25 protein-coding genes and 1 tRNA gene are annotated in these 26,652 nt (G+C 69.5%); 13 read left to right on the top strand and 13 right to left on the bottom strand.

The annotated features are described in order from the left end of the window. The first annotated feature begins 2 nt into the window (after window positions 1-2). Window positions 3-770 carry an ABC transporter ATP-binding protein gene (locus VF522_RS06220; protein ID WP_414709461.1) on the top strand — a complete coding sequence of 256 codons (768 nt, stop codon included), beginning with the start codon at window positions 3-5 and terminating at the stop codon, window positions 768-770. A 1-nt stretch (window position 771) separates the two neighbouring features. On the opposite strand, the gene VF522_RS06215 is transcribed toward VF522_RS06220, so the two are convergent. The 4 genes from VF522_RS06215 to VF522_RS06200 all read right to left on the bottom strand — a co-directional run bounded on the left by VF522_RS06215 (window position 772) and on the right by VF522_RS06200 (window position 3,632). Continuing rightward, window positions 772-981, bottom strand: a complete 210-nt coding sequence (locus VF522_RS06215) for a hypothetical protein (protein WP_330907364.1) — start codon at window positions 979-981, stop codon at window positions 772-774. Window positions 982-1,190: 209 nt separating this feature from the next. Beyond that, a complete protein-coding gene (locus tag VF522_RS06210) occupies window positions 1,191-2,423 on the bottom strand; it encodes an MFS transporter (protein WP_330907363.1) in 1,233 nt (410 codons plus the stop codon). Between the two features lie 92 nt (window positions 2,424-2,515). Next, window positions 2,516-2,591 (bottom strand) — tRNA-Arg (locus VF522_RS06205). 63 nt (window positions 2,592-2,654) lie between these two features. Beyond that, window positions 2,655-3,632 carry a tripartite tricarboxylate transporter substrate binding protein gene (locus VF522_RS06200; protein WP_330907362.1) on the bottom strand — a complete coding sequence of 326 codons (978 nt, stop codon included), beginning with the start codon at window positions 3,630-3,632 and terminating at the stop codon, window positions 2,655-2,657. A gap of 145 nt (window positions 3,633-3,777) precedes the next feature. Here VF522_RS06200 and VF522_RS06195 point away from each other — a divergent pair, with 145 nt between their 5' ends. Further along, window positions 3,778-4,671, top strand: coding sequence for a c-type cytochrome (locus VF522_RS06195; protein WP_330907361.1), 894 nt, complete (start codon window positions 3,778-3,780; stop codon window positions 4,669-4,671). Window positions 4,672-4,750: 79 nt separating this feature from the next. On the opposite strand, the gene VF522_RS06190 is transcribed toward VF522_RS06195, so the two are convergent. The 4 genes from VF522_RS06190 to VF522_RS06175 form a co-directional block, all read right to left on the bottom strand. Further along, window positions 4,751-5,287: a DUF2946 family protein gene (locus VF522_RS06190; protein ID WP_330907360.1), complete on the bottom strand. Its 537-nt coding sequence runs from the start codon at window positions 5,285-5,287 to the stop codon at window positions 4,751-4,753. Between the two features lie 181 nt (window positions 5,288-5,468). After that, window positions 5,469-6,227 (bottom strand): sulfite exporter TauE/SafE family protein, encoded by a 759-nt coding sequence (locus tag VF522_RS06185; protein ID WP_330907359.1) that lies wholly within the window; start codon window positions 6,225-6,227, stop codon window positions 5,469-5,471. A gap of 235 nt (window positions 6,228-6,462) precedes the next feature. After that, window positions 6,463-8,127, bottom strand: coding sequence for a GMC family oxidoreductase (locus VF522_RS06180; protein WP_330907358.1), 1,665 nt, complete (start codon window positions 8,125-8,127; stop codon window positions 6,463-6,465). Between the two features lie 161 nt (window positions 8,128-8,288). Then, complete coding sequence (locus tag VF522_RS06175) at window positions 8,289-9,830, bottom strand: CoA-acylating methylmalonate-semialdehyde dehydrogenase (protein WP_330907357.1); 1,542 nt, start codon at window positions 9,828-9,830, stop codon at window positions 8,289-8,291. 102 nt (window positions 9,831-9,932) lie between these two features. Between VF522_RS06175 and VF522_RS06170 the strand changes: the two genes are divergently transcribed. Next, window positions 9,933-10,865: a LysR family transcriptional regulator gene (locus VF522_RS06170; protein ID WP_330907356.1), complete on the top strand. Its 933-nt coding sequence runs from the start codon at window positions 9,933-9,935 to the stop codon at window positions 10,863-10,865. A 22-nt stretch (window positions 10,866-10,887) separates the two neighbouring features. On the opposite strand, the gene VF522_RS06165 is transcribed toward VF522_RS06170, so the two are convergent. Continuing rightward, window positions 10,888-12,678: an acyclic terpene utilization AtuA family protein gene (locus VF522_RS06165; RefSeq protein ID WP_330907355.1), complete on the bottom strand. Its 1,791-nt coding sequence runs from the start codon at window positions 12,676-12,678 to the stop codon at window positions 10,888-10,890. Between the two features lie 142 nt (window positions 12,679-12,820). Between VF522_RS06165 and VF522_RS06160 the strand changes: the two genes are divergently transcribed. From VF522_RS06160 to VF522_RS06130, 7 genes are all read left to right on the top strand, one after another. Further along, window positions 12,821-13,936 (top strand): ABC transporter permease, encoded by a 1,116-nt coding sequence (locus tag VF522_RS06160; RefSeq protein ID WP_330907354.1) that lies wholly within the window; start codon window positions 12,821-12,823, stop codon window positions 13,934-13,936. After that, window positions 13,936-14,754 (top strand): ABC transporter ATP-binding protein, encoded by an 819-nt coding sequence (locus tag VF522_RS06155; RefSeq protein ID WP_330907353.1) that lies wholly within the window; start codon window positions 13,936-13,938, stop codon window positions 14,752-14,754. The genes VF522_RS06160 and VF522_RS06155 overlap by 1 nt, the downstream gene beginning before the upstream one ends. Window positions 14,755-14,772: 18 nt before the next feature. Further along, window positions 14,773-15,729 carry an MlaD family protein gene (locus VF522_RS06150; protein WP_330907352.1) on the top strand — a complete coding sequence of 319 codons (957 nt, stop codon included), beginning with the start codon at window positions 14,773-14,775 and terminating at the stop codon, window positions 15,727-15,729. Further along, the gene (locus VF522_RS06145; protein ID WP_330907351.1) at window positions 15,726-16,346 is read left to right on the top strand and encodes an ABC-type transport auxiliary lipoprotein family protein; all 621 of its coding nucleotides are present in this window, start codon (window positions 15,726-15,728) and stop codon (window positions 16,344-16,346) included. The genes VF522_RS06150 and VF522_RS06145 overlap by 4 nt, the downstream gene beginning before the upstream one ends. A gap of 4 nt (window positions 16,347-16,350) precedes the next feature. Next, window positions 16,351-16,905 (top strand): cyclic nucleotide-binding domain-containing protein, encoded by a 555-nt coding sequence (locus VF522_RS06140; RefSeq protein ID WP_330907350.1) that lies wholly within the window; start codon window positions 16,351-16,353, stop codon window positions 16,903-16,905. Window positions 16,906-16,921: 16 nt separating this feature from the next. After that, on the top strand, window positions 16,922-17,902 hold the full coding sequence (locus VF522_RS06135; protein WP_330907349.1) for an MDR family oxidoreductase: 981 nt from the start codon (window positions 16,922-16,924) through the stop codon (window positions 17,900-17,902). A 168-nt stretch (window positions 17,903-18,070) separates the two neighbouring features. Then, a complete protein-coding gene (locus VF522_RS06130) occupies window positions 18,071-19,000 on the top strand; it encodes a DMT family transporter (protein WP_330907348.1) in 930 nt (309 codons plus the stop codon). 112 nt (window positions 19,001-19,112) lie between these two features. Here VF522_RS06130 and VF522_RS06125 read toward each other — a convergent pair whose 3' ends face one another. Together VF522_RS06125 and gspF are read right to left on the bottom strand one after the other, a co-directional pair. Further along, the gene (locus VF522_RS06125) at window positions 19,113-20,018 is read right to left on the bottom strand and encodes a 5'-nucleotidase (RefSeq protein ID WP_330907347.1); all 906 of its coding nucleotides are present in this window, start codon (window positions 20,016-20,018) and stop codon (window positions 19,113-19,115) included. A 5-nt stretch (window positions 20,019-20,023) separates the two neighbouring features. Then, the gene (gspF, locus tag VF522_RS06120; RefSeq protein WP_330907346.1) at window positions 20,024-21,247 is read right to left on the bottom strand and encodes a type II secretion system inner membrane protein GspF; all 1,224 of its coding nucleotides are present in this window, start codon (window positions 21,245-21,247) and stop codon (window positions 20,024-20,026) included. A gap of 70 nt (window positions 21,248-21,317) precedes the next feature. Between gspF and VF522_RS06115 the strand changes: the two genes are divergently transcribed. After that, entirely contained in the window at window positions 21,318-21,872 is a 555-nt protein-coding gene (locus tag VF522_RS06115; protein WP_330907345.1) for a GNAT family protein, read from the top strand. Between the two features lie 23 nt (window positions 21,873-21,895). Continuing rightward, entirely contained in the window at window positions 21,896-23,110 is a 1,215-nt protein-coding gene (locus VF522_RS06110; protein ID WP_330907344.1) for a multidrug effflux MFS transporter, read from the top strand. A 66-nt stretch (window positions 23,111-23,176) separates the two neighbouring features. On the opposite strand, the gene VF522_RS06105 is transcribed toward VF522_RS06110, so the two are convergent. Further along, complete coding sequence (locus VF522_RS06105) at window positions 23,177-24,796, bottom strand: AMP-binding protein (protein WP_330907343.1); 1,620 nt, start codon at window positions 24,794-24,796, stop codon at window positions 23,177-23,179. Then, entirely contained in the window at window positions 24,793-25,269 is a 477-nt protein-coding gene (locus tag VF522_RS06100) for a MarR family transcriptional regulator (RefSeq protein WP_330907342.1), read from the bottom strand. The genes VF522_RS06105 and VF522_RS06100 overlap by 4 nt, the downstream gene beginning before the upstream one ends. 111 nt (window positions 25,270-25,380) lie before the next feature. Between VF522_RS06100 and VF522_RS06095 the strand changes: the two genes are divergently transcribed. Further along, window positions 25,381-26,646 (top strand): class I SAM-dependent methyltransferase, encoded by a 1,266-nt coding sequence (locus VF522_RS06095; RefSeq protein ID WP_330907341.1) that lies wholly within the window; start codon window positions 25,381-25,383, stop codon window positions 26,644-26,646. Window positions 26,647-26,652: the final 6 nt, after the last annotated feature.

Raw genomic sequence — 26,652 nt, 5'->3', positions numbered from 1 at the left:
CGGTGCTGGATGTCAAAGGCGTCGGCAAGACCTTCACCGGCGGCACCGTCGCCCTGCAGGCCACCGACCTCTCCGTGCAGGAGAACGACTTCATCGCCATCCTCGGCCCCTCCGGCTGCGGCAAGAGCACGCTGCTGCGCATGGTGGCCGGCCTGGACGCGCCCTCCGGCGGAACCATCACCCTCGACGGCAAGACCGTCGCGGGACCCGGCGCCGACCGTGGCATGGTGTTCCAGAGCTACACGCTGTTCCCCTGGCTCACCGTGCTGGAAAACGTCTGCTTCGGACTGCGCGAGAAGGGCATGCCGCTCGCGCAACAGCGCGAAATCGCGCAGCGCTTCCTCGCCAAGGTGGGCCTCAAGGGCTTCGAGAAGCACTACCCGAAGCAGCTCTCCGGCGGCATGCAGCAGCGCACCGCGCTGGCCCGCGCGCTGGCCAACAATCCGCGCATCCTGCTGATGGACGAACCCTTCGGCGCGCTCGACCACCAGACGCGCGAGCTGATGCAGGAACTGTTGCTGGGGATCTGGGAGGACGAGCGCAAGACGGTGCTGTTCGTCACCCACGACATCGACGAGGCGATCTTCATGGGCAGCCGCGTGGTGGTGATGAGCGCGCGGCCGGGCCGCATCAAGTGCGACATCCCCGTGCCGATGCCGCATCCGCGCCACTACTCGATGAAGACGACGCCCGCGTTCGCGGAGCTGAAGGCGCGCCTGACGGAGGAGATCCGTACCGAGGTCCAGCGGGCCGCCGGACTGCTGCCTTGAGTCAGTGCATCGCCATCGCGTGCTCGACGGCGGGCGGCGACAGTTCGCGGCCGACCATGGCGCGGGCGTAGAAGTAGTTGTTGCGGGCCCGTTCGCTCATGCGGTCGAGGTCGACCTCGCCGTGGTCGTCGCAGGGGAACGCATAACCCCGGCCGCTGTGGAACAGGGAGCGGAAGCACAGCTGGTATTGGTTGACGGTGGTCTCGATCATTTTCGGTCTCCTGGGGCTTCTTGCCTTTGGGCTTGCTTCCACTATCGGCGACAGACCGGTTTACCGCGATCGGAGGACGCAGCATCCGCGCCTCGGCGCGCTTCGATTCGCGACGACGCCACGGGCTGAGGCTGGATAGGCGCCGTCTTATGCCGAGGTGGATGCGCGCTCGTAGGGCGCCGTCCTACCTGGGCAGGAAGAAAGGAGGCTCAGGCGGCCTTGCCGGGAATGGCGCCCGGCTCCGTGCGCCTGGGCGCGGGCGTGGCCGGCAACTGGCTGACGATGAGGAGCGAGAGGACGGCGGTCGCAGTCATCAAGCCGAGCAGTGCGGCGAATCCGGCCTGCTTCACCAGCGGCCCGATGAGCCAGACGGCCAGCGAGCTCGCGCCGAGGGAGACCGTCAGGCGCATGCCCGAGACCCGCGAACGCATGCTGTCGTCGACGAATCGCACGATCATGGTGTCCGTGAACGGGATGGCCCCGAAGATGGCGGCCATGAACAGGAACTGCAGCACGTAGAAGGTCCAGCCATCCGAGATCGCCGCGAGCGCGAGCAGCACCGCCTGCGCACCGACGATGCCCAGGTACAGGGTCTTGAGCGGCATGCGGTCGATCAGGTGGCCGACGAGCAGTTGCGTCACCGAGGCGGCCGCGTAGGTCATCGCGAGCAGCACGCCGATCCGCGCCGGGTCCTGCAGGATGCTGCGCAGGCGGTCGGTCAGCAGCTCGTAGTTGCTGTTGGTGGAGAAGTTGAACAGCAGGCTGGCGCTGGTGGCGGCCACGGTCATCACCAGCAGCAGCCTGGCGATCGACACGCCCGGCGGCACGACGGCACTGCTCGCCTTCTTCTTCGCGGGCGCCGCGTGCTCGCGGGTGGCCATCAGCGCGAACGCGCATCCGAACAGCAGGCACAGGGCACCCGGAACAGCGAAGGCCATGCGCCAGCCCAGGTACTTGACCAGGAAGCCGGTGGTGACCGCTGCGACGGCGACGCCCAGGTTGCCGACGAGGCCGTTGAGGCCGATGGTCAGGCCCGGCCGCACGGCTCCCTGCACGAGCATCGGGATGCCGACAGGGTGGTAGATCGAGGCGAAGCAACCGAGGAGCGCCAGGGCGAATGCCATCTGCAGGGGCGACTGCGTCACGCTCACCAGCAGCGCCGCGGCGCCCATGCCGAAGAAGAACACCGTCATCATCTTGCGGCGGCCCCAGTGGTCGCCGAGCTTGCCGGAAGGCAGCGAGCCGACGCCGAAGAAGAAGAACGCCGCCACGCTGTAAGGCATCAGGTCTTCCCAGCGGGCAATCCCGAAATCCGCTGCGATGCTGGTGACCGCCGTCGCGAAGATCAGCAGGAACATGTGGTCGATGGCATGACCGATGTTCAGGAGCCACTGGGTGGCCATCGAGTTGCCGGGGCGGACGGGGTGCTGGGCGGAATCCATGTGCGGATTGTCAGCAGGACGGGCCTGGCCGTCCTGCGACGGTCGGCCGTAAATCCCCGAATCCCGGCCAAGATGGGAGGCCGGGAGGAAGCTGGCGCGGCTGGCGGGGATCGAACCCACGACCCTTGGCTTCGGAGGCCAATACTCTATCCACTGAGCTACAGCCGCAGAGGGGTCCATTCTAGCGGCAGGCGGGCATCCCTTCCGCGGCAGGCCCGCCGGCCGCCGGCTTCATTCGTTCGTGATCTTGCGTTCCTTCACGATCGCGCCCCACTTGGCGGACTCCTTCGTCATGAAGTCGGTGAGTCCGGCACGCGAGGTCGGATGCGGCGTGAGGCCGTGCTTGGCGAGCGCTGCCTGCACCTCGGGGTCCTTCAGCACCTTGACCACTTCGGCGTTCCAGCGGTCCAGGATGGTCGCGGGCGTCTTGGCCGAGGCGACGAAGGCATACCAGTTCAGCGCCTCGAAGCCGGGCAGGCCGGCCTCGGCGACCGTCGGGATGTTGGGCATGTAGGCCGGGCGCGTGAGGCCGGTGGTGGCCAGCGGGATCACCTTGCCCGTTTCCACGTGCGGCAGCGCGGTGGGCGGCGCGGCGAAGTAGCCCGTGAAGCGGTTCGCCAGCAGGTCCTGCATCGCGGGGGCGCCGCCCTTGTAGGGCACGTGCGTCATCTCGGCGCCGATGCGCTGCGCGAACAGTTCGCCGGTGAGGTGCGAGGCCGAACCCGAGCCGGTGGACGCGAAGGTGACGTTGCCGGGCGACTTCCTGGCGGCGGCGATGAAGTCGGCGAGCGTCTTGATGCCCGATTGCGCGCTGACCACCAGCATGTTCGGGAAGTACACGCCGCCCGAGATCGGGGCGAGGTCCTTGAACGGGTCGTAGCCCACCTTCATCATGTGCGGCGCGATGGTGAGCGGGCCGATGGACCCGAACAGCAGCTGCGAACCGTCGCTCGGCCCGTTGGCCGTGAGCTGGTGGGCGATGTTGCCGCCCGCGCCCGCCTTGTTCTCCACCACCACGGTCTGGCCGATGTTGTCGGACAGCTTCTTGGCGATCAGCCGCGCGGCGGCGTCGGCCGCACCGCCGGGCGCGAAGCCGACCATCATGGTGACGGGCTTCTTGGGCGGGAAATCCTGGGCAAGGGTCAGGCCCGGCAGGGCGAGGGCGGCCGCGGCAAACAGGCCGGCGCGCAACACGTGGCGCTTTTGCATGACAACGTCTCCTGGTGTGTTTGTGCCCCTATCGTAGCGGCGCCGCGCCACCGGGCCCCGCGCGCCGCCGCGCAGGCGGGGCGGCCGGGGGGCGCTGGATATAATCGACGATTGATCCGAAAAACGTGCATTCATTGAGGACGCCATGAGCGACAGCCACGAAGCCCACACCGGCCCGATCAAGACGCCGAAGCAACTGCTGATCGCGGTGCTGTTCTCCTTCCTGATTCCCGTCTTCATCATCATCGCCCTGGTGGCGTACGTTTCGTCCGAGAACAAGCCCGCCGGCTCGCAGGACATCGACAAGTACGTGCTGGGCGGCGTGACCGCGCAGGACCTCGAGCGCGGCGTCTCCCAGCGGATCAAGAAGGTCGGCACCGTGGAGATCCGCGACGCCAACCGGCCCCTGGCCACCGGCGAGACGGTGTTCAAGGCCCAGTGCTCCGCCTGCCACACCGCCGGTGTCGCCGGCGCGCCCAAGTTCGGCGATGCCGCTTCCTGGGCCAACCGCATCAAGACCGGATTCGACGCGCTGGTGACGTCCGCGCTCAAGGGCAAGGGCGCGATGCCCGCCCAGGGCGGCGGCGACTTCAGCGACACCGAGATCGCCCGTGCCGTGGCCTTCATGGCCAACGCCGGCGGCGCCAGGTTCGCCGAACCCGCTGCGCCGACGCCCGTCGCTGCCGGCGCCGCCCCGGCGGCTCCCATCGCCACGGCTGCACCCGCTGCCGGTCCCGCCGCCGCGACCGCTGCCGCTCCCATCGCGGGCGGCACCGCCCCCACCCCGGTCGCCGCAGCCGGCGCCGGTGGCGAAGCCCTCTACAAACAGGCCTGCATGGCCTGCCACGCCGCGGGCGTGGCCAACGCGCCGAAGTTCGGCGACAAGGCCGCCTGGGCGCCGCGCATCGCCCAGGGCGTGCCCGCGCTGGTGACCAGCGCGATCAAGGGCAAGGGCGCCATGCCGCCCAAGGGTGGCACCTCCGCGCCCGACACGGAGATCAAGGCCGCCGTCGAATACATGGTGAACGCCGCCAAGTAAGGCGCGTCTCGCCACGAAAAAAGCCGGCCTAGCGCCGGCTTTTTTGCGTCGGGGTTTGGGCTGCTCCGCTCACCCCGACCTACGGGTGACTGGCCTCGACCCGCTGCGCCGGACTCGTCACATAACCATAGCGCGCCGGCAATTCCGCCGCGCGCACGTCCAGCGGCACCCAGCGTCCCGACTCCACGGCCTCCGACGCCTGCACGATGTCCTGCGTGTGCACCAGGCCGAAGCCGCGATCGGTTTCGAGATAGAGGCGGCCCGCTTCGTCGACCAGCGAGGACCGCACCTGCGCGGGCTCGCCCGTGTGCGTCATCACGCGGTCGACGCCGGCGACGCGGAAGATCCAGGGCGTCGCCGCCAGCTCCACGTACACGCGCTGCGGCCCGTTCTGGAAGAACCACTGGCCGCCTTCGTCGCGGTCGTAGTTGCGGTGGATGAAGTCGATCAGCTTCTCGTGCCGCAGCAGCGAGCCCTTGGACTGCGGGAACGGGCCGGCCGCCTGCACGCGGTCGTCGCGCATGTACCAGTTGCCGCGCTCGTCCAGCCCCAGCCAGCCGAAGCAGTTCGGCACGTTGGGCCACTTGGCCATCGCCTGGCGAACGATATCGTCCATTGAATGATTATGGTGCCGCAGGCGCCGTATTGCAGGTGGACAGTGACTCCGCGCAGCGGCACATGGACCGCGTGGAATAACATGCAACGCGGTCTCCCTTGCGAAGAGGATCCGGCTTTGCCGGTCCTCTTCGCACTGATCAGGCCACTGAAAAGAGTCGCTTGCGACTTTTTTCAGTGAATCATCTAAGGAAGGCGTCGTAACCGGTCTTGAGGATGAGCGCGCTGACGACGAGGATGAACACGCCGCGCACGAAGGATGCGCCATGCTTGAGCGCGAGATGCGTGCCCAGCAGGCTGCCCAGCACGTTCGCGACGGCGAGCGCCGCCGCGTATTGCCACCAGACGTGGCCCTTGAGCGCGAACAGGATCAGCGCCGCGAGGTTGGTCGCCGTGTTGAGCAGCTTGGCCGCGGCCGAGGCATTGAGGAAGTCGTAGCCCAGCACGCGCACGAACAGGAACACGAAGAAGCTGCCGGTGCCCGGGCCGAAGAAGCCGTCGTAGAAACCGAGCACCAGGCCGATGCCGCAGGCGGCGAGCGTCTGCGCCCGGCCCGTGAGCGTCGGCGCGTGGTCGCGCCCGAGGTCCTTGCGCACCAGCGTGTAGAACAGCACGCACAGCAGCACGATCGGCAGCAGCTTGCGCAGGAATTCGGACGGCAGGACGGTGACCGCCCAGGCACCGGCGAAACCGCCGGTGAAGCCCGCCGCCGCGGCCGGCAGGAGCGAGCGCCAGTCGATCTCGACGCGCCGGCTGAACTGGCGCGCGGCGAAGGCCGTCCCCCAGACCGAAGCGCTCTTGTTGATGCCGAACAGCGTGGCGGGGTGGGTGGTGGGGAACACCGCGAACAGCGCGGGCACCAGGATGAGGCCGCCGCCTCCCACGATCGCATCGACGAACCCGGCCAGCAGCGAGGCCAGCGTCACCAGAATCCACTCCATGCCCCGGATTGTGGCATCCGCCGCGGCAAGCTCTTCCGTCCAGTGCGCGGACAAATAAAAAAGGCGCCGCATCGGCGGCGCCTGAATTTGCCCGGCCCTCTACGGGTGCCGTGCGACAGTGTTCGTGTTCTGGTCGGGGTTTGTCTCCTCGGTCCCTCGTCCTGCCGTGCCCACGGTGGGGCCCGGCGCGAGTGCACGCAATGTAGCGTGGCGCACGGGCCCGGTGCATCAGGGCTTACCCGGCAGTCGGCTGTGGTATAGGAGCGCTGCCGCGGCGAGCGTCCTGCAGGATCCAGTCGGCGGCCTTCTCCGCCATCATCAGCACCGGCGAATTGGTGTTGCCGCTGGTGATCGTGGGCATCGCGCCCGCATCCACCACGCGCAGGCCGGCGATGCCGCGCACGCGCATCTGCGCATCGAGCACCGCGCGCGGGTCGCCATCGGCGCCCATCCTCGTCGTGCCCACGGGATGGAAGATCGTCGTGGCGATGTCGCCGGCCAGCCGCGCGAGATCGTCGTCGCTCTGGTATTGCGGACCCGGGCGCCATTCCTGCGGCCGGTACTTCGCGAGCGCGGGCTGGGCCGCGATGCGGCGCGTGACGCGCAGCGAATCGGCGGCGACCTTGCGATCCTCCGGCGTGCTGAGGTAGTTCGTCGCGATCGCCGGTGCGTCCTCGAATTTCCTGCTGCGGATGCGCACCGAACCGCGGCTGGTCGGATTGAGGTTGCAGACACTCGCCGTGAACGCGTTGAAGCCGTGCAAGGGTTCCCCGAAGGCATCGAGGCTCAGCGGCTGCACGTGGTATTCGATGTTCGGATACTGCTGCTCCGGCGAACTGCGGGTGAAGGCGCCCAGCTGCGACGGCGCCATGCTCATGGGACCGCTGCGCTTGAACGCGTACTCCATGCCGATCTTCAGCTTGCCCCACCAGCTGTTCGCCAGCGTGTTCAGCGTGGTGACGCCGTCGACCTTGAACACGGCGCGGATCTGCAGGTGGTCCTGCAGGTTCTCGCCGACACCGGGCAGGTCGTGCACCACCGGCACGCCGTGCTGCTGCAGCAGCGCCGCCGGCCCGATGCCGGAAAGCTGCAGGATCTGCGGCGAGCCGATGCTGCCGGCGCACAGCAGCGTCTCCTGCGTGGCCTGCACCTGCACCATCTCCGTCCCGGTCCAGACCTGCGCGCCGGTGCAGCGCTTGCTGCCGTCCTCGCGCGTTTCGAACAGCAGGCGCGCCACCTGCGCACCGGTCCACAGCTCGAAGTTGGGTCGCCCGTAGCACGTCGGCCGCAGGAAGGCCTTGGCCGTGTTCCAGCGCCAGCCGTCCTTCTGGTTCACCTGGAAATAGCCCACGCCTTCGTTGCTGCCGCGGTTGAAGTCCTCGCTGTGCGGGATGCCCGTTTCCTGCGCGGCCTGCGCGAAGGCATCGAGCACGTCCCAGCGCAGCCGCTGCCTTTCGACCCGCCACTCGCCGCCCGCGCCGTGCAGCGCGTCGGCGCCCTTGTAGTAGTCCTCGTGCTTCTTGAAGAAGGGAACGCAGTGGTCCCAGGTCCAGGAGGCGTCGCCCACTTCGCGCGCCCAGCCGTCGTAGTCGCGCGCCTGGCCGCGCATGTAGATCATGCCGTTGATGCTGGAGCAGCCGCCCAGCGTCTTGCCACGGGGATAGCGCAGCTTGCGGCCGTTGAGGCCTTCGTCGGGCTCGGTGTAGTACAGCCAGTCGGTGCGCGCGTTGCCGATGCAGTACAGGTAGCCGACCGGTATGTGGATCCAGTGATAGTCGTCGCGGGCGCCGGCTTCGATCAGCAGCACGCGCTTCGAAGGATCCGCGCTGAGGCGGTTGGCGAGCAGGCAACCGGCGGTGCCGGCGCCGATGATGATGTAGTCGAAGGTCGTGTCGCTCAATCTTGTCTCCTCGCGGGCGTTCTACGACGCCTCTTGAACAACCAACATCCGGACGCAGAGGCCGCAAAGGTTTCGCAGAGGTCGCAAAAAGTTTTCAAGAATTTTCTGCGTTCTCTGCGTGACCTCTGCGTTCTCTGCGTCCGGTTGTTTGTCTTTCCGACCTACTTCGCCGTCGGCATCACGAACTCGGCGCCCTTGCCGATCGACTCCGGCCAGCGCTGCATGATCGACTTCTGCTTCGTGTAGAAGCGCACGCCCTCTTCGCCGTAGGCGTGCATGTCGCCGAACAGGCTCTTCTTCCAGCCGCCGAAGCCGTGCCAGGCCATGGGCACCGGGATCGGCACGTTGACGCCGACCATGCCCACCTGCACCCGGCGCGAGAACTCGCGGGCCGTGTTGCCGTCGCGCGTGAACAGCGACACGCCATTGCCGAACTCGTGCGCGTTGATCAGGTCGGTGGCTTCCTTCAGGTCCTTCGCGCGCACGCAACCGAGCACCGGGCCGAAGATTTCTTCCTTGTAGATCTTCATGTCCGGCTTCACGTCGTCGAACAGCGTGCCGCCGATCCAGAAGCCGTTGTCGCAGCCGGCGCCCGCCATCGCGCCCTGGAACTTGCGGCCGTCCACCACCAGCTTGGCGCCCTCGGTCTCGCCCTGCGCGATGTAGCCGGTGATGCGCTGCTGCGCGGCGCTGCTGACGATCGGGCCCATCTCGGCATCGAGCTCGGCGCCGTTCTTCACCTTCAGCGACTGGGTACGCTCCGCCAGCTTGGCCATGATCTTGTCACCCGCTTCGCCCACGAGGATGCCCACCGAGATCGCCATGCAGCGCTCGCCGGCGGAACCGAAGGCCGAGCCGATCAGCGCGTCGACGGCCTGGTCCATGTCGGCATCGGGCATCACCACCATGTGGTTCTTGGCGCCGCCCAGAGCCTGCACGCGCTTGCCGTGCTTGGCGCCGGTTTCGTAGATCTTCTGGGCGATGGGCGTGGAGCCCACGAAGGAGATCGCCTTCACGTCCGGATGTTCCAGCAGCGCGTCGACGGCATCCTTGTCGCCCTGCACCACGTTGAACACGCCGTCGGGCAGGCCGGCTTCCTTCAGCAGTTCGGCCATGCGCAGCGAGGGGCTCGGGTCCAGCGGGCTGGGCTTGAGGATGAAGCAGTTGCCGGCGGCGATCGCCACCGGGAACATCCACATCGGCACCATCACCGGGAAGTTGAAGGGCGTGACGCCCGCAACGACACCGAGAGGCTGGCGCAGCGTCCAGTTGTCGATGCCGGTGGAGACCTGGTCGGTGTAGTCGCCCTTGAGCAGCTGCGGGATGCCGCAGGCGAACTCCACGATGTCGATGCCACGGGTGACCTCGCCCTGCGCGTCGGTGAACACCTTGCCGTGTTCGGCGGTGATCATGCGCGCCAGTTCGTCGCGGTGCTTGTTCAGCAGTTCGAGGAACTTGAACATGACGCGCCCACGGCGGATCGGCGGCGTGTCGGCCCAGGCCGGGAACGCGGCCTGCGCGGAGGCGACGGCCTGCGCCACTTCGGCGTTGTTGGCCATCGCCACGCGGCCGCTCACCCGGCCGGTGGCGGGATTGAAGACCTCGGCGCGGCGGCCGCTCTGGCCGGCCGCGACCTTGCCCTGGATCCAGTGTTCGATGGACGCCAGCGCGGGCGCCGGGCGGTTCGTGTCGGGTGCGTTCATGGCGGGGGATCTCTCTGCGACGGTGGGCCAGTCTAGGCCGGCCGCTTCCGTTTGGAAATACGCTGCAGCTGATCAGATTGTTTGGGAAAATGAACAATCCCCATGAAAACCAGCCCCGTCCCCGCCTTCGCCGACGTCCACCTGCTCACCGTGCTGGGCGAGACGCGCAGCTACACCCAGGCCGCGCGCCGCCTGGGCATCTCCAAGGCGTCGGTCAGCAGCCGCATCGCGGAGCTGGAGCGCGCCGCCGGCGTGCCGCTGGTGCGGCGCACGACACGCTCGGTGGGACTCACGCAGGCGGGCCAGCAACTCGCCGACGAGACCCGTGCGTCCTTCGAGCGCATCTCGCAGAGCTTCGCCGGCATCCGCGACCTCGCCGGCACGCCGCGCGGGGTGCTGCGCGTGACGGCACCGGTGGCGCTGGGCCGGCAGTACGTCGCGCCCAGCCTGCCGGCCTTTTTGCAGCAGTACCCGGAGATCCGCCTCGAGCTGGACCTGGGCGACCGGCTCGCCAACCTGCCGCAGGAAGGCTTCGACCTGGCGATCCGCCACACCCAGGCACCGCCAGAAACGCACGTGGCCTGGCAGCTGTGCGCCTCGCGCTCGCTGCTGGTGGCGAGCGCGGAGTACCTGCGGCGACATGGACGGCCCACGCATCCGTCGGAACTGGCGGAGCACGCCTGCCTCGCGTACCTGCGCGACGCGGCGGGACAGGGCTGGTCGTTCGAGCGCGGCTCGGGGCGCAAGTCCGAGCGAGTCGTCGTGCAGGTGCAAGGGCCGTTCAAGGCGAACAACAGCGAGGTGCTGCGCGAGGCGGTGCTGGGCGGGTTGGGGATCGGGCTGCTGCCGGACTTCAGCGCGGCTGCGCACCTGGGGCCGCGGCAACTGGTGCAGGTGCTGCCGGAATGGCGGCCGCTGGGGTTTTTCGGCGACGGAATCTATGCAATCCGGCCGTGGGCACCGCAGGTGCCGAGGGCGGTGCAGTGTTTCGTGGATCATTTGCGATCCGTGTTTGCCGGCGGATTTGCCGCCTGACGGGCTGGGGTTGCACCCCAGCCTACGGGTAGTCGTAGCTCCTCGCCTTCGCCCGCGGCACCTTCACCGGCATCGCCAACAGGATCTGCGCCATCCCCTTGCCCAGCGGATCGTTGCGCAGCGACGCCATGCCGCCGCCATCCAGCGCCTCGGTGCAGAGGAAATTCATCGCGTGGATCCCCGGCACATCGAAGCGCAGGACATCTCCCGCGACGAGATGTCCCAACCATTCCTTCACCCGCGCCTCCGTCACCTGCGCGCGCAGCCACGGCAGCCACTCGGGCCTGCGTGCGATCACGCCGATGTTGGAGTGGTTGCCCTTGTCGCCGCTGCGGGCCCAGGCCAGTTGCACCAGCGGCACGTCCACCAGTTCGCCCGAGGGCATGGCCGCCGGCACCGCTGACACCGCACCCGGCGGCGGCACCGGCGCCTGGCCGCTCGGCACGTGCACGTCGGTCACTTCGCCGCCCAGATGCAGTTGCACGCCCACCCGCGTCTTGTCGACGAAAAACCCGACCTGCCGGATGCAGGGCGAAGGACTCGGCCTGCCGCCCGCCCCCGTCGTCCCCGGCGACCAGCTGGTACCCGCCGGCGCGATCTCGCGCGCGAACAGTTCCAGCGCTTCCTTCTGCGGATGCATCACCGCCACCTGCAGCACCGCCTCGCGCACGTCCTGCGTGCGTGCATGCGGCCCGTAGTTGGAGAGCTCGGAACCGAGCACCTCGATGTGCGTGCGCGTGTACGGCAGCCAGCGCTTGTGCGCGATCAGTTCGCGGGTCCGCGCGAGGATCGCCTCGCCGGTGCGCTGGGCCTTGCGCGCCGCATCGATGCCGACGATGGTGAGCTGCGAGGTGCAGCGGTAGCCATCCATGGCCGTCGCCGACACCTTGTACGCCGGCCCGGGCGCGATGCCGCGCGCGCCAGTCACGCGCACCCGCTGTTCGCCCAGCTGCTCGAGCTTCACGCCGGTGAAGTCGCAGCTCACGTCCGGCAGCAGGTAGCGCCGCGGATCGCCGATCTCGTAGAGGACCTGTTCGGCGATCACCGCCGTGTTGACGAGGCCGCCCGTGTCCTGCGGTTTGCCGACGACGAAGCTGCCGTCCTCCTCGCACTCGATCACCGGGTAGCCGATGTGCGGCCAGTCGGGCACAGCCTCCCAGTCGGTGTGCAGGCCGCCGGTCGCCTGGCAGCCGCACTCGATGATGTGGCCGGCGAGGCTGCCCTGCGCCAGCCGGTCGTAGTCGTCCTCGCGCCAGCCGAAGGCGTGCATCAGCGCGCCCAGCGTCACCGCGCTGTCGACGCAGCGTCCGGTGATCACCACGTCGGCACCGGCGTCGAGCGCCGCGCGGATCGGCAAGGCGCCAAGATAGGCGTTGGCGGTGACCAGTCGTTCGGGCAGCGGCGCGTCCGTCTGCAACTCGCGCACACCCTGCTCGCGCAGTTCCGGCAGCAGCGGCAGCACGTCGTCGCCGGTGACCACCGCGACCTTCAGCGCCACGCCCTGCTCGCCGGCCAACGCCTCGAGCGCCTGCGCGCAGGCCCGCGGGTTCACGCCGCCCGCATTGCCGATCACGCGGATGCGCTTGGCGACGACATCGCGCAGGATCGCCTTCATCGTGACCTGCACGAAGTCGGTCGCATAACCGAGCTCGGGGCTCTTGCCGCGCGCCGCCGCCAGGATCGACATCGTCAGTTCGGCCAGGTAGTCGAACACCAGGAAGTCGATCCTCCCCTTGGCCACGAGCTGCGGCGCGCCGACGCTGCTGTCGCCCCAGAAGCCGGAGGCGCCGCCGATGCGGATGGTGCGGGTCATGCCTGTCTCCTTCCGGCGCCGTTATACCGCCGGGCTGCGCCCATCGCTGTCCTGCCCGCGCCACCGCTGCCACGCGGCCCGTTCTCCTACACGGCAGGACCTGACTCTGCCGTTAGCATGACAGCCCCTTCCCGCGCCCATCATGACCGACGCCACGCCCCGCTTCGAACAGGCGACAGCGCCGACCGGCCGCGCCGTCCGGCTGCTGGGCGACTGGACGGCCGGGCAGTTCGCCCACCCCCGGCTGGCCGGCGAGCTGCGCCGCGGCCTGCCGCGCGCGCGGGGCGAAGCCTGGGACCTGCGCGAAGCGAGCCAGCTCGATCACGTGGGCGCGCAGCTGCTGTGGGACCACTGGGGACAGCGATGGCCCGAGCAGCTCGAAGCCTCGCCGGCGCAGCGCGCGATCCTGGAGCGGGTGTCGCGCTTCACCGCCCGCCGTCCCCGCCCGTCCCGGCCCAATCTCTGGACCCTCTTTCTCGCCTTCGGCGCTTCGCTGCTGCGGGCGATGGGCCACATGCGCGGCTTCGTGCGGCTGATCGGCCTGCTCACGCTGGACCTGCTCGAACTCGCCCGCGCGCCGCACCGCGGTCCCTGGCGCGATTTTTCCGGCCACCTGTACCGCATCGGGGCGACGGCATTGCCGATCACCGCGCTGGTGGGTGGCCTGATCGGCGTGGTGCTGGCCTACCTCACCGCGCAGCAGCTGCGGCAGTTCGGCGCCGACGCGTACATCGTCGACATCCTGGGCATCGCGCTGGTGCGCGAGCTCGGTCCCATGCTGGGGGCGATCCTGATCGCCGGGCGTTCCGGCTCCGCGATCACGGCGCAGATCGGCGTGATGCGGGTGACCGACGAACTCGATGCGATGCGCGTGATGGGCATCTCGCACACCTACCGGCTGGTGATGCCGCGCGCGATGGCGCTGGCGATCGCGATGCCGCTGATCGCCGCCTGGACCACCGTCGCCGGACTGATCGGCGGCATGGTCGCTGCCGACCTCTCGCTGGGGATCAGCCCGATCTTCTTCCTCAAGGCGCTGCCCGGCGCGGTGAGCCTGCCCAACCTGATCCTGGGCCTGTCGAAGTCGGTGGTGTTCGGCATCCTGATCGCGCTGATCGGCTGCCACTTCGGCCTGCGCGTGCAGCCCAACACGCAAAGCCTCGGCCAGGGCACCACCGCCTCGGTGGTGACCGCGATCACGGTGGTGATCCTGGTCGATGCGCTGTTCGCCATCCTCTTCAGCCAGGTGGGGATGTGATGGCGGAGATCGCGACCCGCAACGACGACGGCGGCGAACCGCTGGTGGAGATCCGCAAGCTCTCGTCCGTGTTCGACATGCCGGAGCGCAAGCTGGTGATCCACAAGGATCTCGACCTCACCGTGAACCGCGGCGAGGTGCTGTCGATCGTCGGCGGCTCCGGCTCCGGCAAGACCGTGCTGCTGCGGCAGATCCTGGGGCTGGAGCGGCCCGCGGCCGGCGAGGTGCGCATCATGGGCCGGCCGGTGCAGGCCTGGTCGCGGCGCGGCGCTTCCAGCCGCATCGGCATGCTGTTCCAGCACGGCGCGCTGTTCTCCGCCTTCACGGTGCTGGAGAACGTGGCCTTTCCCCTGCGCGAGCTCAAGACGCTGCCGCAGCGGCTGATCGAGGAAGCCGCGCTGGTGAAGCTGCAGATGGTGGGACTGAAGCCGAGCGATGCCGACAAGATGCCATCCGAGCTGTCGGGCGGCATGATCAAGCGCGCGGCCCTGGCGCGGGCGCTGGTGATGGACCCGCCGCTGCTGCTGCTGGACGAGCCCACGGCCGGGCTCGACCCCGACAGCTCGGACGCCTTCGTCCACCTCCTGCGCTCGTTGCACCGCGAACTGGCGCTCACCGTCATCATGGTCACCCACGACCTCGACACGCTGTTCGAGCTGTCCACGCGCATCGCCGTGCTCGCCGACCAGCGCGTCATCGTCAATGCCCGGCCCAAGGAGGTGATCGCCTTCCGGCATCCCTTCGTGGAGGACTTCTTCCTGGGCGAGCGCGGGCAGCGCGCGATGGAGCTGCTGCGGGAGTACCCGTTCGCGATCTGAGAATAGGAGAACAACAGCATGGAAAACAAGGCCCACGCCCTGGCCGCCGGCATCTTCGTGGCGGCGCTCACCGTCCTGGTGCTGGCGCTGGCCGCCTGGCTCACGCGCGACACGGGCATCCGCGACCCCTACGAGATCTCCACCAAGGAGACCGTCACCGGCCTGCAGGAGCAGGCGCCGGTGCGTTTCCGCGGCGTCGACGTCGGCAAGGTGAAGAAGATCGGCTTCGACCCGAAGGCCAACGGCAGCGTGCTGGTGCGCATGGAGATCGACCGCGACACGCCGCTGACGCGCGACACCTTCGCCACGCTCAGCTACCAGGGCGTGACCGGCCTCGCGTTCATCCAGCTGTCCGACGACGGCAAGCCCGCGCCCAAGCTGGTGCCCAACGACGAAGTGCCGCCGCGCATCCCGCTGCGGCCCGGCCTGCTGGCGCGGCTGGAGGAGAAGGGCGAAGTGATCCTGGACAAGGTCGACCAGGTGACGGGGCGCGTCAACACGCTGCTGGGCGACGACAACCAGAAGCGCATCGCCGCGGCGCTGGAGAACATCGCGACGGCGGCGCACGGCGCCAACCAGCTCACGGCGCGCCTGGACAACACGGTGCGGCAACGGCTCGATCCCGCCATCGCCGAGGCGACCGTCACCTTCCGCGGCGCCCAGCGCAGCATCGACCAGATCGGCGCGGCCGCCACGCAGTTCGGCCAGACCGCGCAGAAGATCAACGCGCCCGGCGGCGCGCTGGACCGCGTGAGCGAAGGCACCGATGCCCTGGCGCATGCCGCCGAGACCTTCAGCGTGACCAGCCTGCCGCGCATCAACCGCGTCACCGACGAAGTGACGCGCACGGCGCGCACCGTGAACCGCGCGATCAACGACCTCACCGACAACCCGCAAATGTTGATCTACGGAGAAGGCCCGATCCGCCCCGGCCCCGGCGAACCCGGATTCCAGGCGCCGGGGGTGCGCCGATGATGCGGCGCCGCGCCGTCGTGCTGCTGGGCGTGGCGCTGGCGGGCTGCAAGAGCCTGCCCGACAAGCCTAAGGCGCAGACCATGTACGACTTCGGCCCGGCCGCGGCCGCCGCCACCGCCACGGTGCCGCAGCGTCCCGCGCTGCTGCTGCCCGAAGTCGAAGTGAGCGGCGTGCTGGAAACCACGGCCTTGCTGTACCGCCTCGGGTACGAGGACCCGTACCAGCTGCGCCCCTATGCCTTCGCGCGCTGGAGCGCCGCGCCGGGCCAGCTGGTCCGGCAGCGGCTGCGCGACGTGCTCGGTCGCGAGCGGCCGGTGCTCGATCAATCGGCAGCCGCCGCCCTTGCGCGGCGCGGCGGCACCCCGCCGCCGGTGCTGCGGGTGGAGCTGGAGGAGTTCAGCCAGCTGTTCGACTCGCCGCGCGAGAGCCAGGGCGTGCTGCGCCTGCGCGCCACGCTGCTGGAGAACACGAGTGGCGGCGAGCGCCTGCTGGCGCAGCGCAGCTTCGACGTGCGCCGGCCCGCGCCCAGTGCCGACGCGCCCGGTGGCGTGCGGGCGCTCACCGCTGCCGTCGATGCCGCCGCTGCCGACCTGGCGGCCTGGCTGCGCGAGCGCTGATCCCATGGACAAGCCTGGCCTCGAGGAGCAGATGCGGGCCAAGGGCCTGGAGATCCTAGGCTGCTGCGAGCGCCTGTCGCGGTGGCCCGAGCTGTGCGAGCAGAGCATGCTGCTGCAGGACCTGAGCGCCGAGGAAGTCGATGTGGTGGGCTCGCTGATGTTGCATGTGCGCGCGCAGCCGGGCACGATGCTGATCGTCGAAGGCGAGGTGAGCGACTGGATGATGCTGCTGCTGCGCGGCACCGTCGACGTCGGCAAGCGCATCGGCCCGGAAGCCGACACCGAGGAGCGCAAGGACAACACCCGCCTGGCGGTGCTGCGCACGGGCGCGGTGCTGGGCGAGATGTCGATGTTCGACGGCGAGCCGCGCTATGCGAGCTGCTGGGCGCTGAGCGAAGTGGAGGCCGCCGTGCTGGACAAGGGTGCGGTGGCGCGGCTGGTGAAAGCGCGGCCCGAGATCGGTGCCAGGCTGCTGGTCAAGCTCACGCAGCTGCTGGCGCAGAGGCTGCGCAACACGAGCAGCCAGCTGGTGAAGGTGTTGCGGCGCCACGTGGCGTGACGCGAAGGAGGCATCCATGGTCCGAGCGCTCGTCCTGCAGAAGGACCCCGAATTCAGCGCCGCGGTGCGCGAGGTCGACGATGCCTTCCTGCCCGAAGGCGACGTCACGGTGGCGGTGGAGTACTCCACGCTCAACTACAAGGACGGCCTGGCCATCACCAACAAGTCGCCGGTGGTGCGCAGCTGGCCGATGGTGGCGGGCATCGACGGCTCCGGCACGGTGCTGGAAAGCAGTTCGCCGCACTGGAAGCAGGGCGACGCTTTCGTGCTGAACGGCTTCGGCGTCGGCGAGACGCACAAGGGCTGCCTCACCGGCAAGTCGCGGCTGAAGAGCCCGTGGCTGGTCCGCCGTCCCGCCGCGTTCAGCGCGAAGCAGGCGATGGCGATCGGCACCGCCGGCTACACCGCCATGCTGTGCGTGCTGGCGCTCGAGCGGCACGGCGTGCGCGCCGGCGACGGCGAAGTTCTGGTGACGGGTGCGACCGGTGGTGTCGGCTCCGTCGCGGTGGCGCTGCTCGCGAAGCTGGGCCACAAGGTCGTGGCGGCCACGGGCAAGGCGGCCGAGGTGGATTACCTGCGCTCGCTCGGCGCTGCGTCGGTGATCGATCGCAGCGAACTCGCCGCGCCCGGCAAGCCGCTGCAGAAGGAACGCTGGACCGCGGTGGTCGACGCCGTGGGCAGCCACACCCTGGCCAATGCCTGCGCGCAGACGCGCTACGGCGGCGCCGTTGCGGCCTGCGGCCTGGCCCAGGGCATGGATTTCCCGGCGACCGTGGCGCCCTTCATCCTGCGCGGCATCGCGCTGCTGGGCGTGGACAGCGTGATGGCGCCGATGGCGCTGCGCGAGCAGGCATGGACGCGGCTGGCGCGGGACCTGGATCCGCAGTTGCTGGAGAGCATGACGACCGAGATTCCGCTCGAGCAGGCGATCGAGGCGGCCCACGATCTGATGGCCGGCAAGGTGCGCGGGCGGATCGTGGTGAAGACCGGCGGGTAGTGGCCCACTCGTTGTCATCCCGGGCTTGACCCGGGATCCATGGATTGCGGGTCAAGCCCGCAATGACAACCGACGTAGGTCGGCGGTGAGCGCGCGCAGCGCCGAACCCCGACGCACCGCGTCTACTTTCGTATCCCTTCCCGCGCAGCCCCTATAGTGGCTGCTCCCATGGACGGCAGCCCACCCCGCAAGCGCAACCCGCTCACGCGCCGCGCGCAGGTGGCGCACTGGCGCATGTCGCGGCTCGACCCGGGCGTGCGCGGCCTGCTGTGGGCGACGACCGCGGGCTTCCTGTTCGTGGTGCTGAACTCGATCATGCGCGGCCTGTCGATCGCGCTCGATCCCTTCGAGACGCAGTTCCTGCGCTACCTGATGGGCCTCGTCGTGATGCTGCCCTTCGTGCTGCGCGGTGGCTTGGCAGCCTACCGGCCGAAGAACGTCGTCGGCCAGTTCGCCCGCGGCGCGGTGCACACCGTGGGACTGGTGCTGTGGTTCATCGCCGTCGCGCACATCACGATCGCGGACACCACCGCCATCGGCTTCATCGGCCCGATCTTCATCATGCTGGGCGCGGTGCTGGTGTTCAAGGAGCCGATGCGCTGGGAGCGCTGGCTCGCCGCCGCGATCGGCTTTGCCGGCGTGCTGATCGTGGTCGGTCCCAAGCTGTCGGGCAGCGGCGGGCTGTACACGCTGGTGATGCTCGCGTCGTCCCCGGTGTTCGCCGCCTCCTTCCTGATGACCAAGGCGCTGACGCGCTACGAGCGGACGGAAGTGATCGTGGTGTGGCAGGCGATCACGGTGACGGCGTTCAGCCTGCCGCTGGCCTTGCTGCACTGGCAGATGCCGGGACCCGCGCAGTGGCTGCTGTTCCTGCTGTGCGGCTTGCTGGGCAGCACCGCGCACTACTGCCTGACGCGGTCCTACGCGGTGGCGGACATCTCGGCCACGCAGTCGGTGAAGTTCCTCGACCTGGTGTGGGCCACGCTGATCGGCTGGCTGGCGTTCGGGGATGCGCCGAGCAACTCGACGCTCATCGGCGGCGTGGTGATCTGCGCGTCGACGATCTGGATCGCGCGGCGGGAGGCGCGGGGACGGTGATCGGGTGATGGTGGGCCAGCAAAGCTTGCCCACCCTACAAACTTGTCATCCCGGGCTTGACCCGGGATCCATGGATTGCGGGTCAAGCCCGCAATGACAGGCACCCGTGCGGTCACTTGACCAGGTTCGCGATGCCTGCCGCCACATGTCCCGCCGGCACATGCAGCGCCGCATGCGACACATGCCGCGTCTGGTCGTCGAAGAAGAAGTCCGGCTCGAATTCGCGCAGGAACTCGCCCTTGGGCAGGCCGCCGAGGAACATCGCCTCGTCGACGTCGACCTTCCAGTCCATCAGCGTGCGGATGGCGCGCTCGTGCGCGGGCGCGCTGCGCGCCGTCACCAGCGCCGTGCGGATGCGCATGCGCGAATTGCCGGCGTTCTGCAGCCGGTGCAGCGCCGCCAGCAGCGGCTTGAACGGGCCGCTGGGCAACGGCTGCGCCGCCTTGGTCAGCTCGTGCGCCTGGAAGGCCTCCAGCCCGCTCTTCTGGAACACGCGCTCGGCCTCGTCGGAGAACAGCACCGCGTCGCCGTCGAAGGCGATGCGCACTTCGTTCGGGTAGCTCGCGCTGGCCCGCACCGACTCGGTCAGCACCCGCGCCGCGGGAAAGCCCGCCGCCAGCGCGCCGCGCACGTCGTCGGCGTTGGCCGAGAGGAACAGCGTGGCCTTCAGCGGCCGCAGGTAGCCGAAGGGCGAGCGGCCCTGCGTGAACACGCCGCGTTCCAGGTGGATGCCGTTGGCCTGCGCCGAGCGGAACACCCGCATGCCGGAGACGGGGTCGTTGCGGGACAGCACCACGACCTCGACGCGCTGGGCGCCGCCGTCGTTAAAGGCCAGCAGCTTCTTGACCAGCGAGAAGGCGATGCCCGGCGCGGCCGGCTGGTCCAGCCGCTGCAGCTGCAGCTTCATGTAGCCGTCGGGATCGCCGCCTTCGAAGACGCGGTTCTCCTCCTCGAAGTCGAACAGGGCGCGCGAGGAGATCGCCACCACCAGCTTGTCGTCGAGGGTCGGGGTCGCCATGGGGGCTATCGTACCCACTGGTTCAGCTGGATGATCGGCAGCAGCACCGCCAGCACGATCAGCATCACGATCACGCCCATGCCGATGATCAGCAGCGGCTCCAGCAGGGTGGCGAGCTGCAGCGCACGCCGCTGCACTTCCGCCGAAAGCTGGTTGGCGGCGCGCTGCAGCATGGCGGGCAACTGGCCCGTCTGCTCGCCCAGGCGCGCGAACATTCCCAGCAGGCCGGGAAAGCGCTTCTTCTGCGCCAGCGCCGAGGCCAGCGGCGCGCCTTCGCGCACCAGCACCAGGGCGTCGAGCGCGTCGGCCCGCATCGCACGGTTGCCCAGTGTTTCGGCAGCGGCCTGCAAGGCTTTCAGGATCGGTACGCCGGCGCCGGCCAGCATCGCCAGCGTGCCGGCGAAGCGCGCGGCGTTGTAGCCGCGGGACAGGCGCCCCACCAGCGGCAGCCCGAGCCAGCCGGCGTCGAAGCGCTGGCGGAAATCGGGATTGCGCAGGGCCAGGCGCAGCAGGACGACGCCCACGACCGCGGCGCCCAGCAGCACCAGGCCCCAGCTGCGCACGAACGCGCTGAGGCCGAGCATCACGACGGTGAGCAGCGGCAGCGCGCGCTTGGTCCCGGCGAACACCTGCGCGACCTGCGGCACGACGTAGGTCATGAGCAGCAGCACGATGACGATCGCCGCGCCCGTGACGATGGCGGGATAGAGCGTGGCCGCCAGCAGCTTGGCGTTGAGCGACTGCCGCTCCTCCAGGTCGTCGGCCAGGCGCTCCAGCACCAGGCCCAGGTGGCCGCTCTGTTCGCCGGCGCCGACCACGGCGACGTAGATGTCGGAGAACTCGCGCGGAAAGCGGTCCAGCGCCTTGGCGAAGGAAGAACCGGCGTTGACTTCGGCGCGCAGCGCGGCGACCAGGTGGTGCTGCCGCTCGTTGTCGGCCTCGTCGGCGAGCGCCGTCAGCGCGCGCTCCAGCGTCAGGCCGGAGCCGACCAGGCCGGCGAGCTGGCGCGTCCAGATCGCGAGCCCCGTGGCGTTGAAGACCGGCCGCTGGAACAGGCTGCGCGCGGCGGCGCTGCCCGCGCGGTCCGTCACGGCGACCGGCTTGACCTCCAGCGGCACCAGCGCGCGGCCGCGCAGGAGGCCGCGCGCCGCCCGGGCCGTGTCGGCTTCGACCACGCCCTTCTGGGTGGCGCCCTCCGCGTCCAGCGCCTCGAATGCATAGGCAGGCATGGGCGGATGATACGGGCGGCGGACGAGGAGATGCGCACGCGGCCGGACGCCGGACGGCATACTGCCGCCGATGACCCAGCTGGCCACCGAGCTGCCGAACTGCGTGCTGCGCCCCTGGCGAGCGGCGGACAAGTCGAACCTGGTGCGCCACGCCGACGACCGCCGCGTCTGGCGCAACATGACGCACACCTTCCCGCATCCCTACACGCCGGAGGATGCGGACCTCTGGCTGCGGATCGCGGCGAATCCGGGCGCCAGCATCCAGCTCGCGATCGAGGTCGACGGCGAGGCGGCCGGCGGTATCGGCGCGATCGCCGGCGAAGGCATCTTCTGCGGCACCGCGCAGTTCGGCTACTGGCTGGGCGAAGCCTGTTGGGGCCACGGCATCGCGACCGCCGCCGCGCGGGCGCTCGCCTCGCGCATCGCGGCCGAACGCCTGTTCGCCCGGCTCGAAGCCCAGGTGTTCGAGTGGAACCCGGCGTCGATGCGCGTGCTGGAGAAGGCCGGCTTCACGCGCGACGCGGTGCTGCGCAGCGCCGCCACCAAGGACGGGCGGCTGCTGGACACCGTGCTGTATTCGCGCGTGCTGGCGAAGTCGGGGGCCGTCTCGCTCGGGCCCGGCTGACGGCGGCACAGCACAATCTGCGGATGCAACGTTCCTTCTTCGGCCTGGCCCTGGTGCTGGGCCTCGTCTCCGCCGTCGGCCCCTTCGCCATCGACATGTACCTGCCGGCCCTGCCTTCCATCGGGCAGGCGCTGGGCGCGTCGCCGGCGGCGGTGCAGGCGAGCCTGATCGTGTTCTTCATCGCGCTGGGCGCGGGCCAGGTCGTGTATGGACCGGTCTCCGACATGCTCGGTCGCAAGCGGCCGCTCTACTTCGGGCTGGCGCTGTTCGGGCTGGGCAGCATCGGCTGCGCGCTGGCACCGGACGTGACCACGCTGATCGCCATGCGTTTCGTGCAGGGCCTCGGCGCCTGCGCCGGCATGGTGATCCCGCGCGCGGTGGTGCGCGACCTGCACACCGGCACCGACGCGGCACGCCTGATGTCGATGCTGATGCTGGTGTTCAGCGTCTCGCCCATCCTCGCGCCGCTCACGGGCAGCCTGCTGATCGAGGCCTTCGGCTGGCGCGCGGTGTTCTGGGCGGTGGTGGTGGCCGCGGTGTTCGCGGTCGTGCTGCTGTTCAAGGCGCTGCCGGAGACGCGTCCGCCCGAGGAGCGCGTGGGCAGCAGCTTCGGCAGCGCCTTGCAGTCGTACGCGGTGCTGCTGCGCGATCCGCATTTCGTCGGCCTGTCGCTGATCGGCGGCTTCGGCGTGGCGAGCTTCTTCGCCTATCTCGCCAATTCCTCCTTCGTGCTGATCGAGCACTACGGACTGACCCCGCGCCAGTACAGCGTCGCCTTCGCGGCCAACGCGGCGTCCTTCATCGGCGCGTCGCAGCTCACCGGCCGCTGGGGCGAGCGCTTCGGGCTGGCGCGCATGGTGAAGGTGGCGGTGACGATCTATGCGGTGCTGATGGCGATCGCCTTCATGGTGCAGCTCACCGGGGTGCAGGACCTCGCGGTGATGCTGGGGCTGCTGTTCGTGGGCTACGGCGCGCTGGGCCTGGTGATCCCGGCGACCATGGTGCTGTCGATGGAGGAGCATGGCAGCATCGCCGGGGCGGCGTCGGCGCTGGGGGGAACGCTGCACTTCGTGTGCGGGATCGCGGTGATGGGGCTGCTCAGCGCGTTCGCGAATCGAGAGCCGGTGCCGATGCTGGCGGGGATTGCGGGGAGCGCGGCGCTCGCTTGCGCGTTCGCGTGGGGCACCTTGCGGCGGGGTTCGCCTGCGGGCTCACCCCGCCCTACGGAGGTTTCGTAGGCTGGGGTGCAACCCCAGCGCTTTGCGCGTTGCTGGGGTTGCACCCCAGCCTACCCCGACCCCGGCCTACAGTTGGCGGAGCTTGAACCGTTGGAGCTTGCCCGTCTCCGTGCGCGGAAGCGCGCCCACGAAAGCGATCTCCCGCGGGTACTTGAACGGCGCGATGGTCGCCTTCACGTGGTCCTGCAGCGCACGCACCATCGCGGCGTCGCCGGTCTGCCCCGGCTTGAGCACGCAGAAGGCCTTGACGATCATTCCGCGCTCCTCGTCGGGCTTGCCGATCACGCCGCATTCGGCCACGGCGGGATGCTGCAGCAGCGCGTCCTCCACCTCCGGCCCGCCCACGTTGTAGCCGGCCGTGATGATCATGTCGTCGGCCCGCGCCTGGTAGACGAAGTAGCCCTCCGCATCCTGCAGGAAGGCGTCGCCCGGGTAGTTCCAGCCGTCCTGCACGTAGTTCGCCTGCCGCGCGTCCGCCAGATACCTGCAGCCGGTGGGGCCGATCACGGCGAGCCTGCCGATGGTGCCGCGCGGCACTTCCCGGCCTTCGTCGTCCACCACCTTCGCCTGGTAGCCGGGTACCACCTTGCCGACGGCGCCGCGCTTCACTTCGGCCGGCGGCGAGGAAATGAAGATGTGGAACATCTCGGTGGCGCCGATGCCATCGAGCATCTCGATGCCGCTCGCCTCCTTCCACAGCTGCCGCGTCGCATCGGGCAGGCCTTCGCCGGCGCTCACGCACAGGCGCAGCCGGCCGACACCGAGCGCGCGCGCGAGCGGCGCGGCCTGCCGGTAGAAGGTCGGCGCGGTGTAGCAGATCGTCGCGCCCACTTCCGCGATGGTGCGCACCAGCGACTCCGGTGTGTACGGCGCATCGGGAAAGTACACCGAGGCCCCGGCCCACATCGGAAACACCAGCAGGCCGCCCAGGCCGAAGGTGAAGGCCAGCGGCGGCGTGCCGACCACGATGTCCTCCGGCGTCGCCTTCAGCACGTGGCGCGGCCAGGCCTCGCAGGCGGCCAGGATGTCGCGGTGCGTGTGCACGGCGGCCTTGGGCTGGCCGGTGGTGCCGGAAGTGAAGGCCAGCATGGCGATGTCGTCGGCCGCCGTGGGACACGCGCTGAACCCGCCCTCCTTCTGCGCCGAGCGCACCGCCAGCGAGCCCGGCTCGGTAGGCGCGTTGAAGGGCACCACGGTCTGCAGCACCGGGCGCTCGCGGCGCGCGAGCTCCAGTTCCTCGAGCAGCTGGACGTCGCACAGCGCGATCGTGGGTCGTGCCTTGTCGATGATGTCGCCGAGCTCTCGCGCGCGCAGCAGCGGCATGGTGGCGACGGCGATGCCGCCGGCCTTGACCACCGCCAGCCAGGCGAGCGCCATGCCGATCGAATTGCCGCCGCGCAACAGCACCCGGTTGCCGGGGACCATTCCCAGGTCGTCCACCAGCACGCGGCAGATGCGGTCGACGCGGTCGCGCACGTCGGCGTACGACAGCACGATCCTGGAGGAGCGCAGCAGCGGGCGCTCACCCCAGCCCTGGTCCGGCGCGCGATCCAGCAGTTGCTCCACCAGGTTGCATTGCGCCGGCAACTGCAGCTCCTGCCGGTCGTAGCGCAGCTCGGGCCACTGCGCGGCCGGCGGCAGGCGGTCGTGCACGAAGCGGTCGCCCTGGGCGGAAGGCGCCTTCATGAGGCCGTCTCCTGGCGCGCCAGCGCCTGGTCCTTCACCTTGCCCAGCAGCCTGTGCAGGGTGGCCAGGTCCTTCTCGTTGAGGCCGGCGAAGGCCTCCACGATCCAGCCCTCGTGCTGCCGGGCCATGTCGTTGAACTGCTTGCGGCCTTTTGACGTCAGTCGCACCCGGTAGGCGCGCCGGTCGCCCTCGACGTCGATACGCTCCACCAGGCCTTCGGCCACCAGCTGGTCGGTGATCCCGGTGACGTTGCCGCCGGTGACCATCATGCGGCGCGACAGCTCGTTCATCTTGAGGCCGGCGGGTGCCCGCTCCAGCTGCGCCATCAGGTCGAAGCGCGGCAAGGTCGTATCGAAGCGCTCCCGCAGCAGGGTGCGCACTTGCTTCTCCACCAGCTGGGTGCAGGTCAACAGGCGCAGCCACAGGCGCAGCGCCTCGGGGTGCTCGCTGTGCGCGCGCGCTTCCATGTCCATGCGGATCCTTTCGGTTGGGCCTGAATAGTTTAGGCATGAACAAATCGGGTCGCAACCCGATGCGCCCTTCGGCGGTTGACCGGATGGGTTGCCTTGGCAAGAATGTTTCCCATGGAATCGTTGGTCCAGAAACTAGAACACCGGTTCGCCGAGTTGCCCGTTCCCCTGTCGGTCGCCCTGCCCGGGGGGCAGCGTGTCGGCCCGGCGGACGCGCCCGTGAGGCTCGAATTTCCGGACTGGTCGACGGTGGCCGCGCTGGCCACCGGCCAGATCGGCAAGCTGGGCGAGGACTTCGTCGAGAAGCGGGTGAAGATCGAAGGCACCATGCGCGACGTCATGGGGGCCGCCGCCGCGCTCCTGCCCGGCAGTCCGGTGCCGGACGACGGTGCCGGCTGGTGGGTGCAGATGATGCGCAAGGCGCGCTCGATCGCCGCCCACACGCCGCAGAAGGACGCCGAGCAGATCCAGTTCCACTACGACGTCTCCGACGATTTCTACGCGCTGTGGCTCGATCCCCGCCGCGTCTATTCCTGCGCCTACTACCGCGAGCCGCAGATGTCGCTGGCGCAGGCGCAGGAGGCCAAGCTCGACCACATCTGCCGCAAGCTGATGCTGCGCCAGGGCGAGCGCTTCCTGGACATCGGCGCCGGCTGGGGCGGCCTGCTGCTGTGGGCGGCCGAGAACTACGGCGTGCAGGCCACCGGCATCACCCTGTCGAAGAACCAGCATGCCCACGTCAACCGCCTGATCCAGGAAAGGGGCCTGGGCGGCCGGGTTCAGATGCTGATGCTCGACTACCGCGACCTGCCGGAGGACCAGCCTTTCGACAAGGTGGCCTCGGTCGGCATGTTCGAGCACGTGGGCTACGCCAACATGCAGGCCTACTTCGCCAAGATCCACCGCCTGCTCAAGCCGGGCGGCATGGTGCTGAACCACGGCATCACCGCCGGGTGCCTGGAGCCCGGCCAGCTGGGCGCCGGCATGGGCCAGTTCATCTCCAAGTACATCTTCCCCGGCGGCGAACTGCTGCATCCCAGCCTGGTGCTGCGCGAGATGGCCGCCGGCGGCCTGGAGATGGTGGATGCCGAGAACCTCCGGCCCCACTATGCGCGCACCTTGTGGGAGTGGTCGGACGCCCTCGAAGCCCGGCTGGAAGAGGCGCGCGCGGTACTCGAGCGCACGCACGGGGCGGAAGACGCGGGCAAGGTGCTGCGCGCCTATCGCCTCTACCTCGCCGGCTGCGCGATGAGCTTCGAGCGCGGCTGGAACGCGCTGCACCAGTTCCTGGCGATCCGGCCCGACAACAACATGAACACCGGCCCCTTGCGCGGCGCGCAGTCGGCCTATCCCTTCTCCCGCGGCCACATGTATCGCTGACAATCG

Origin of the sequence: Ramlibacter sp. (genome assembly GCF_036383835.1) — a bacterium.
Classification (GTDB): domain Bacteria; phylum Pseudomonadota; class Gammaproteobacteria; order Burkholderiales; family Burkholderiaceae_C; genus Ramlibacter.
The sequence above is the reverse complement of the archived record's forward strand: the minus strand, read 5'-3'. Positions and strand labels throughout refer to the sequence as shown.

Excerpts from the sequence above, each read along its gene's own strand:
- VF522_RS06155 (WP_330907353.1), top strand. The coding sequence starts at position 13,936 with ATGGCGGAGATCGCGACCCGCAACGACGACGGCGGCGAACCGCTGGTG.
- VF522_RS06200 (WP_330907362.1), bottom strand. The coding sequence starts at position 3,632 with ATGCAAAAGCGCCACGTGTTGCGCGCCGGCCTGTTTGCCGCGGCCGCC.
- VF522_RS06115 (WP_330907345.1), top strand. The coding sequence starts at position 21,318 with ATGACCCAGCTGGCCACCGAGCTGCCGAACTGCGTGCTGCGCCCCTGG.
- VF522_RS06110 (WP_330907344.1), top strand. The coding sequence starts at position 21,896 with ATGCAACGTTCCTTCTTCGGCCTGGCCCTGGTGCTGGGCCTCGTCTCC.
- VF522_RS06095 (WP_330907341.1), top strand. The coding sequence starts at position 25,381 with ATGGAATCGTTGGTCCAGAAACTAGAACACCGGTTCGCCGAGTTGCCC.
- VF522_RS06195 (WP_330907361.1), top strand. The coding sequence starts at position 3,778 with ATGAGCGACAGCCACGAAGCCCACACCGGCCCGATCAAGACGCCGAAG.
- VF522_RS06140 (WP_330907350.1), top strand. The coding sequence starts at position 16,351 with ATGGACAAGCCTGGCCTCGAGGAGCAGATGCGGGCCAAGGGCCTGGAG.
- VF522_RS06190 (WP_330907360.1), bottom strand. The coding sequence starts at position 5,287 with ATGGACGATATCGTTCGCCAGGCGATGGCCAAGTGGCCCAACGTGCCG.
- VF522_RS06105 (WP_330907343.1), bottom strand. The coding sequence starts at position 24,796 with ATGAAGGCGCCTTCCGCCCAGGGCGACCGCTTCGTGCACGACCGCCTG.
- VF522_RS06130 (WP_330907348.1), top strand. The coding sequence starts at position 18,071 with ATGGACGGCAGCCCACCCCGCAAGCGCAACCCGCTCACGCGCCGCGCG.
- VF522_RS06160 (WP_330907354.1), top strand. The coding sequence starts at position 12,821 with ATGACCGACGCCACGCCCCGCTTCGAACAGGCGACAGCGCCGACCGGC.
- VF522_RS06125 (WP_330907347.1), bottom strand. The coding sequence starts at position 20,018 with ATGGCGACCCCGACCCTCGACGACAAGCTGGTGGTGGCGATCTCCTCG.
- VF522_RS06150 (WP_330907352.1), top strand. The coding sequence starts at position 14,773 with ATGGAAAACAAGGCCCACGCCCTGGCCGCCGGCATCTTCGTGGCGGCG.
- VF522_RS06175 (WP_330907357.1), bottom strand. The coding sequence starts at position 9,830 with ATGAACGCACCCGACACGAACCGCCCGGCGCCCGCGCTGGCGTCCATC.
- VF522_RS06170 (WP_330907356.1), top strand. The coding sequence starts at position 9,933 with ATGAAAACCAGCCCCGTCCCCGCCTTCGCCGACGTCCACCTGCTCACC.
- VF522_RS06145 (WP_330907351.1), top strand. The coding sequence starts at position 15,726 with ATGATGCGGCGCCGCGCCGTCGTGCTGCTGGGCGTGGCGCTGGCGGGC.
- gspF (WP_330907346.1), bottom strand. The coding sequence starts at position 21,247 with ATGCCTGCCTATGCATTCGAGGCGCTGGACGCGGAGGGCGCCACCCAG.
- VF522_RS06165 (WP_330907355.1), bottom strand. The coding sequence starts at position 12,678 with ATGACCCGCACCATCCGCATCGGCGGCGCCTCCGGCTTCTGGGGCGAC.
- VF522_RS06210 (WP_330907363.1), bottom strand. The coding sequence starts at position 2,423 with ATGGATTCCGCCCAGCACCCCGTCCGCCCCGGCAACTCGATGGCCACC.
- VF522_RS06215 (WP_330907364.1), bottom strand. The coding sequence starts at position 981 with ATGATCGAGACCACCGTCAACCAATACCAGCTGTGCTTCCGCTCCCTG.
- VF522_RS06185 (WP_330907359.1), bottom strand. The coding sequence starts at position 6,227 with ATGGAGTGGATTCTGGTGACGCTGGCCTCGCTGCTGGCCGGGTTCGTC.
- VF522_RS06100 (WP_330907342.1), bottom strand. The coding sequence starts at position 25,269 with ATGGACATGGAAGCGCGCGCGCACAGCGAGCACCCCGAGGCGCTGCGC.
- VF522_RS06135 (WP_330907349.1), top strand. The coding sequence starts at position 16,922 with ATGGTCCGAGCGCTCGTCCTGCAGAAGGACCCCGAATTCAGCGCCGCG.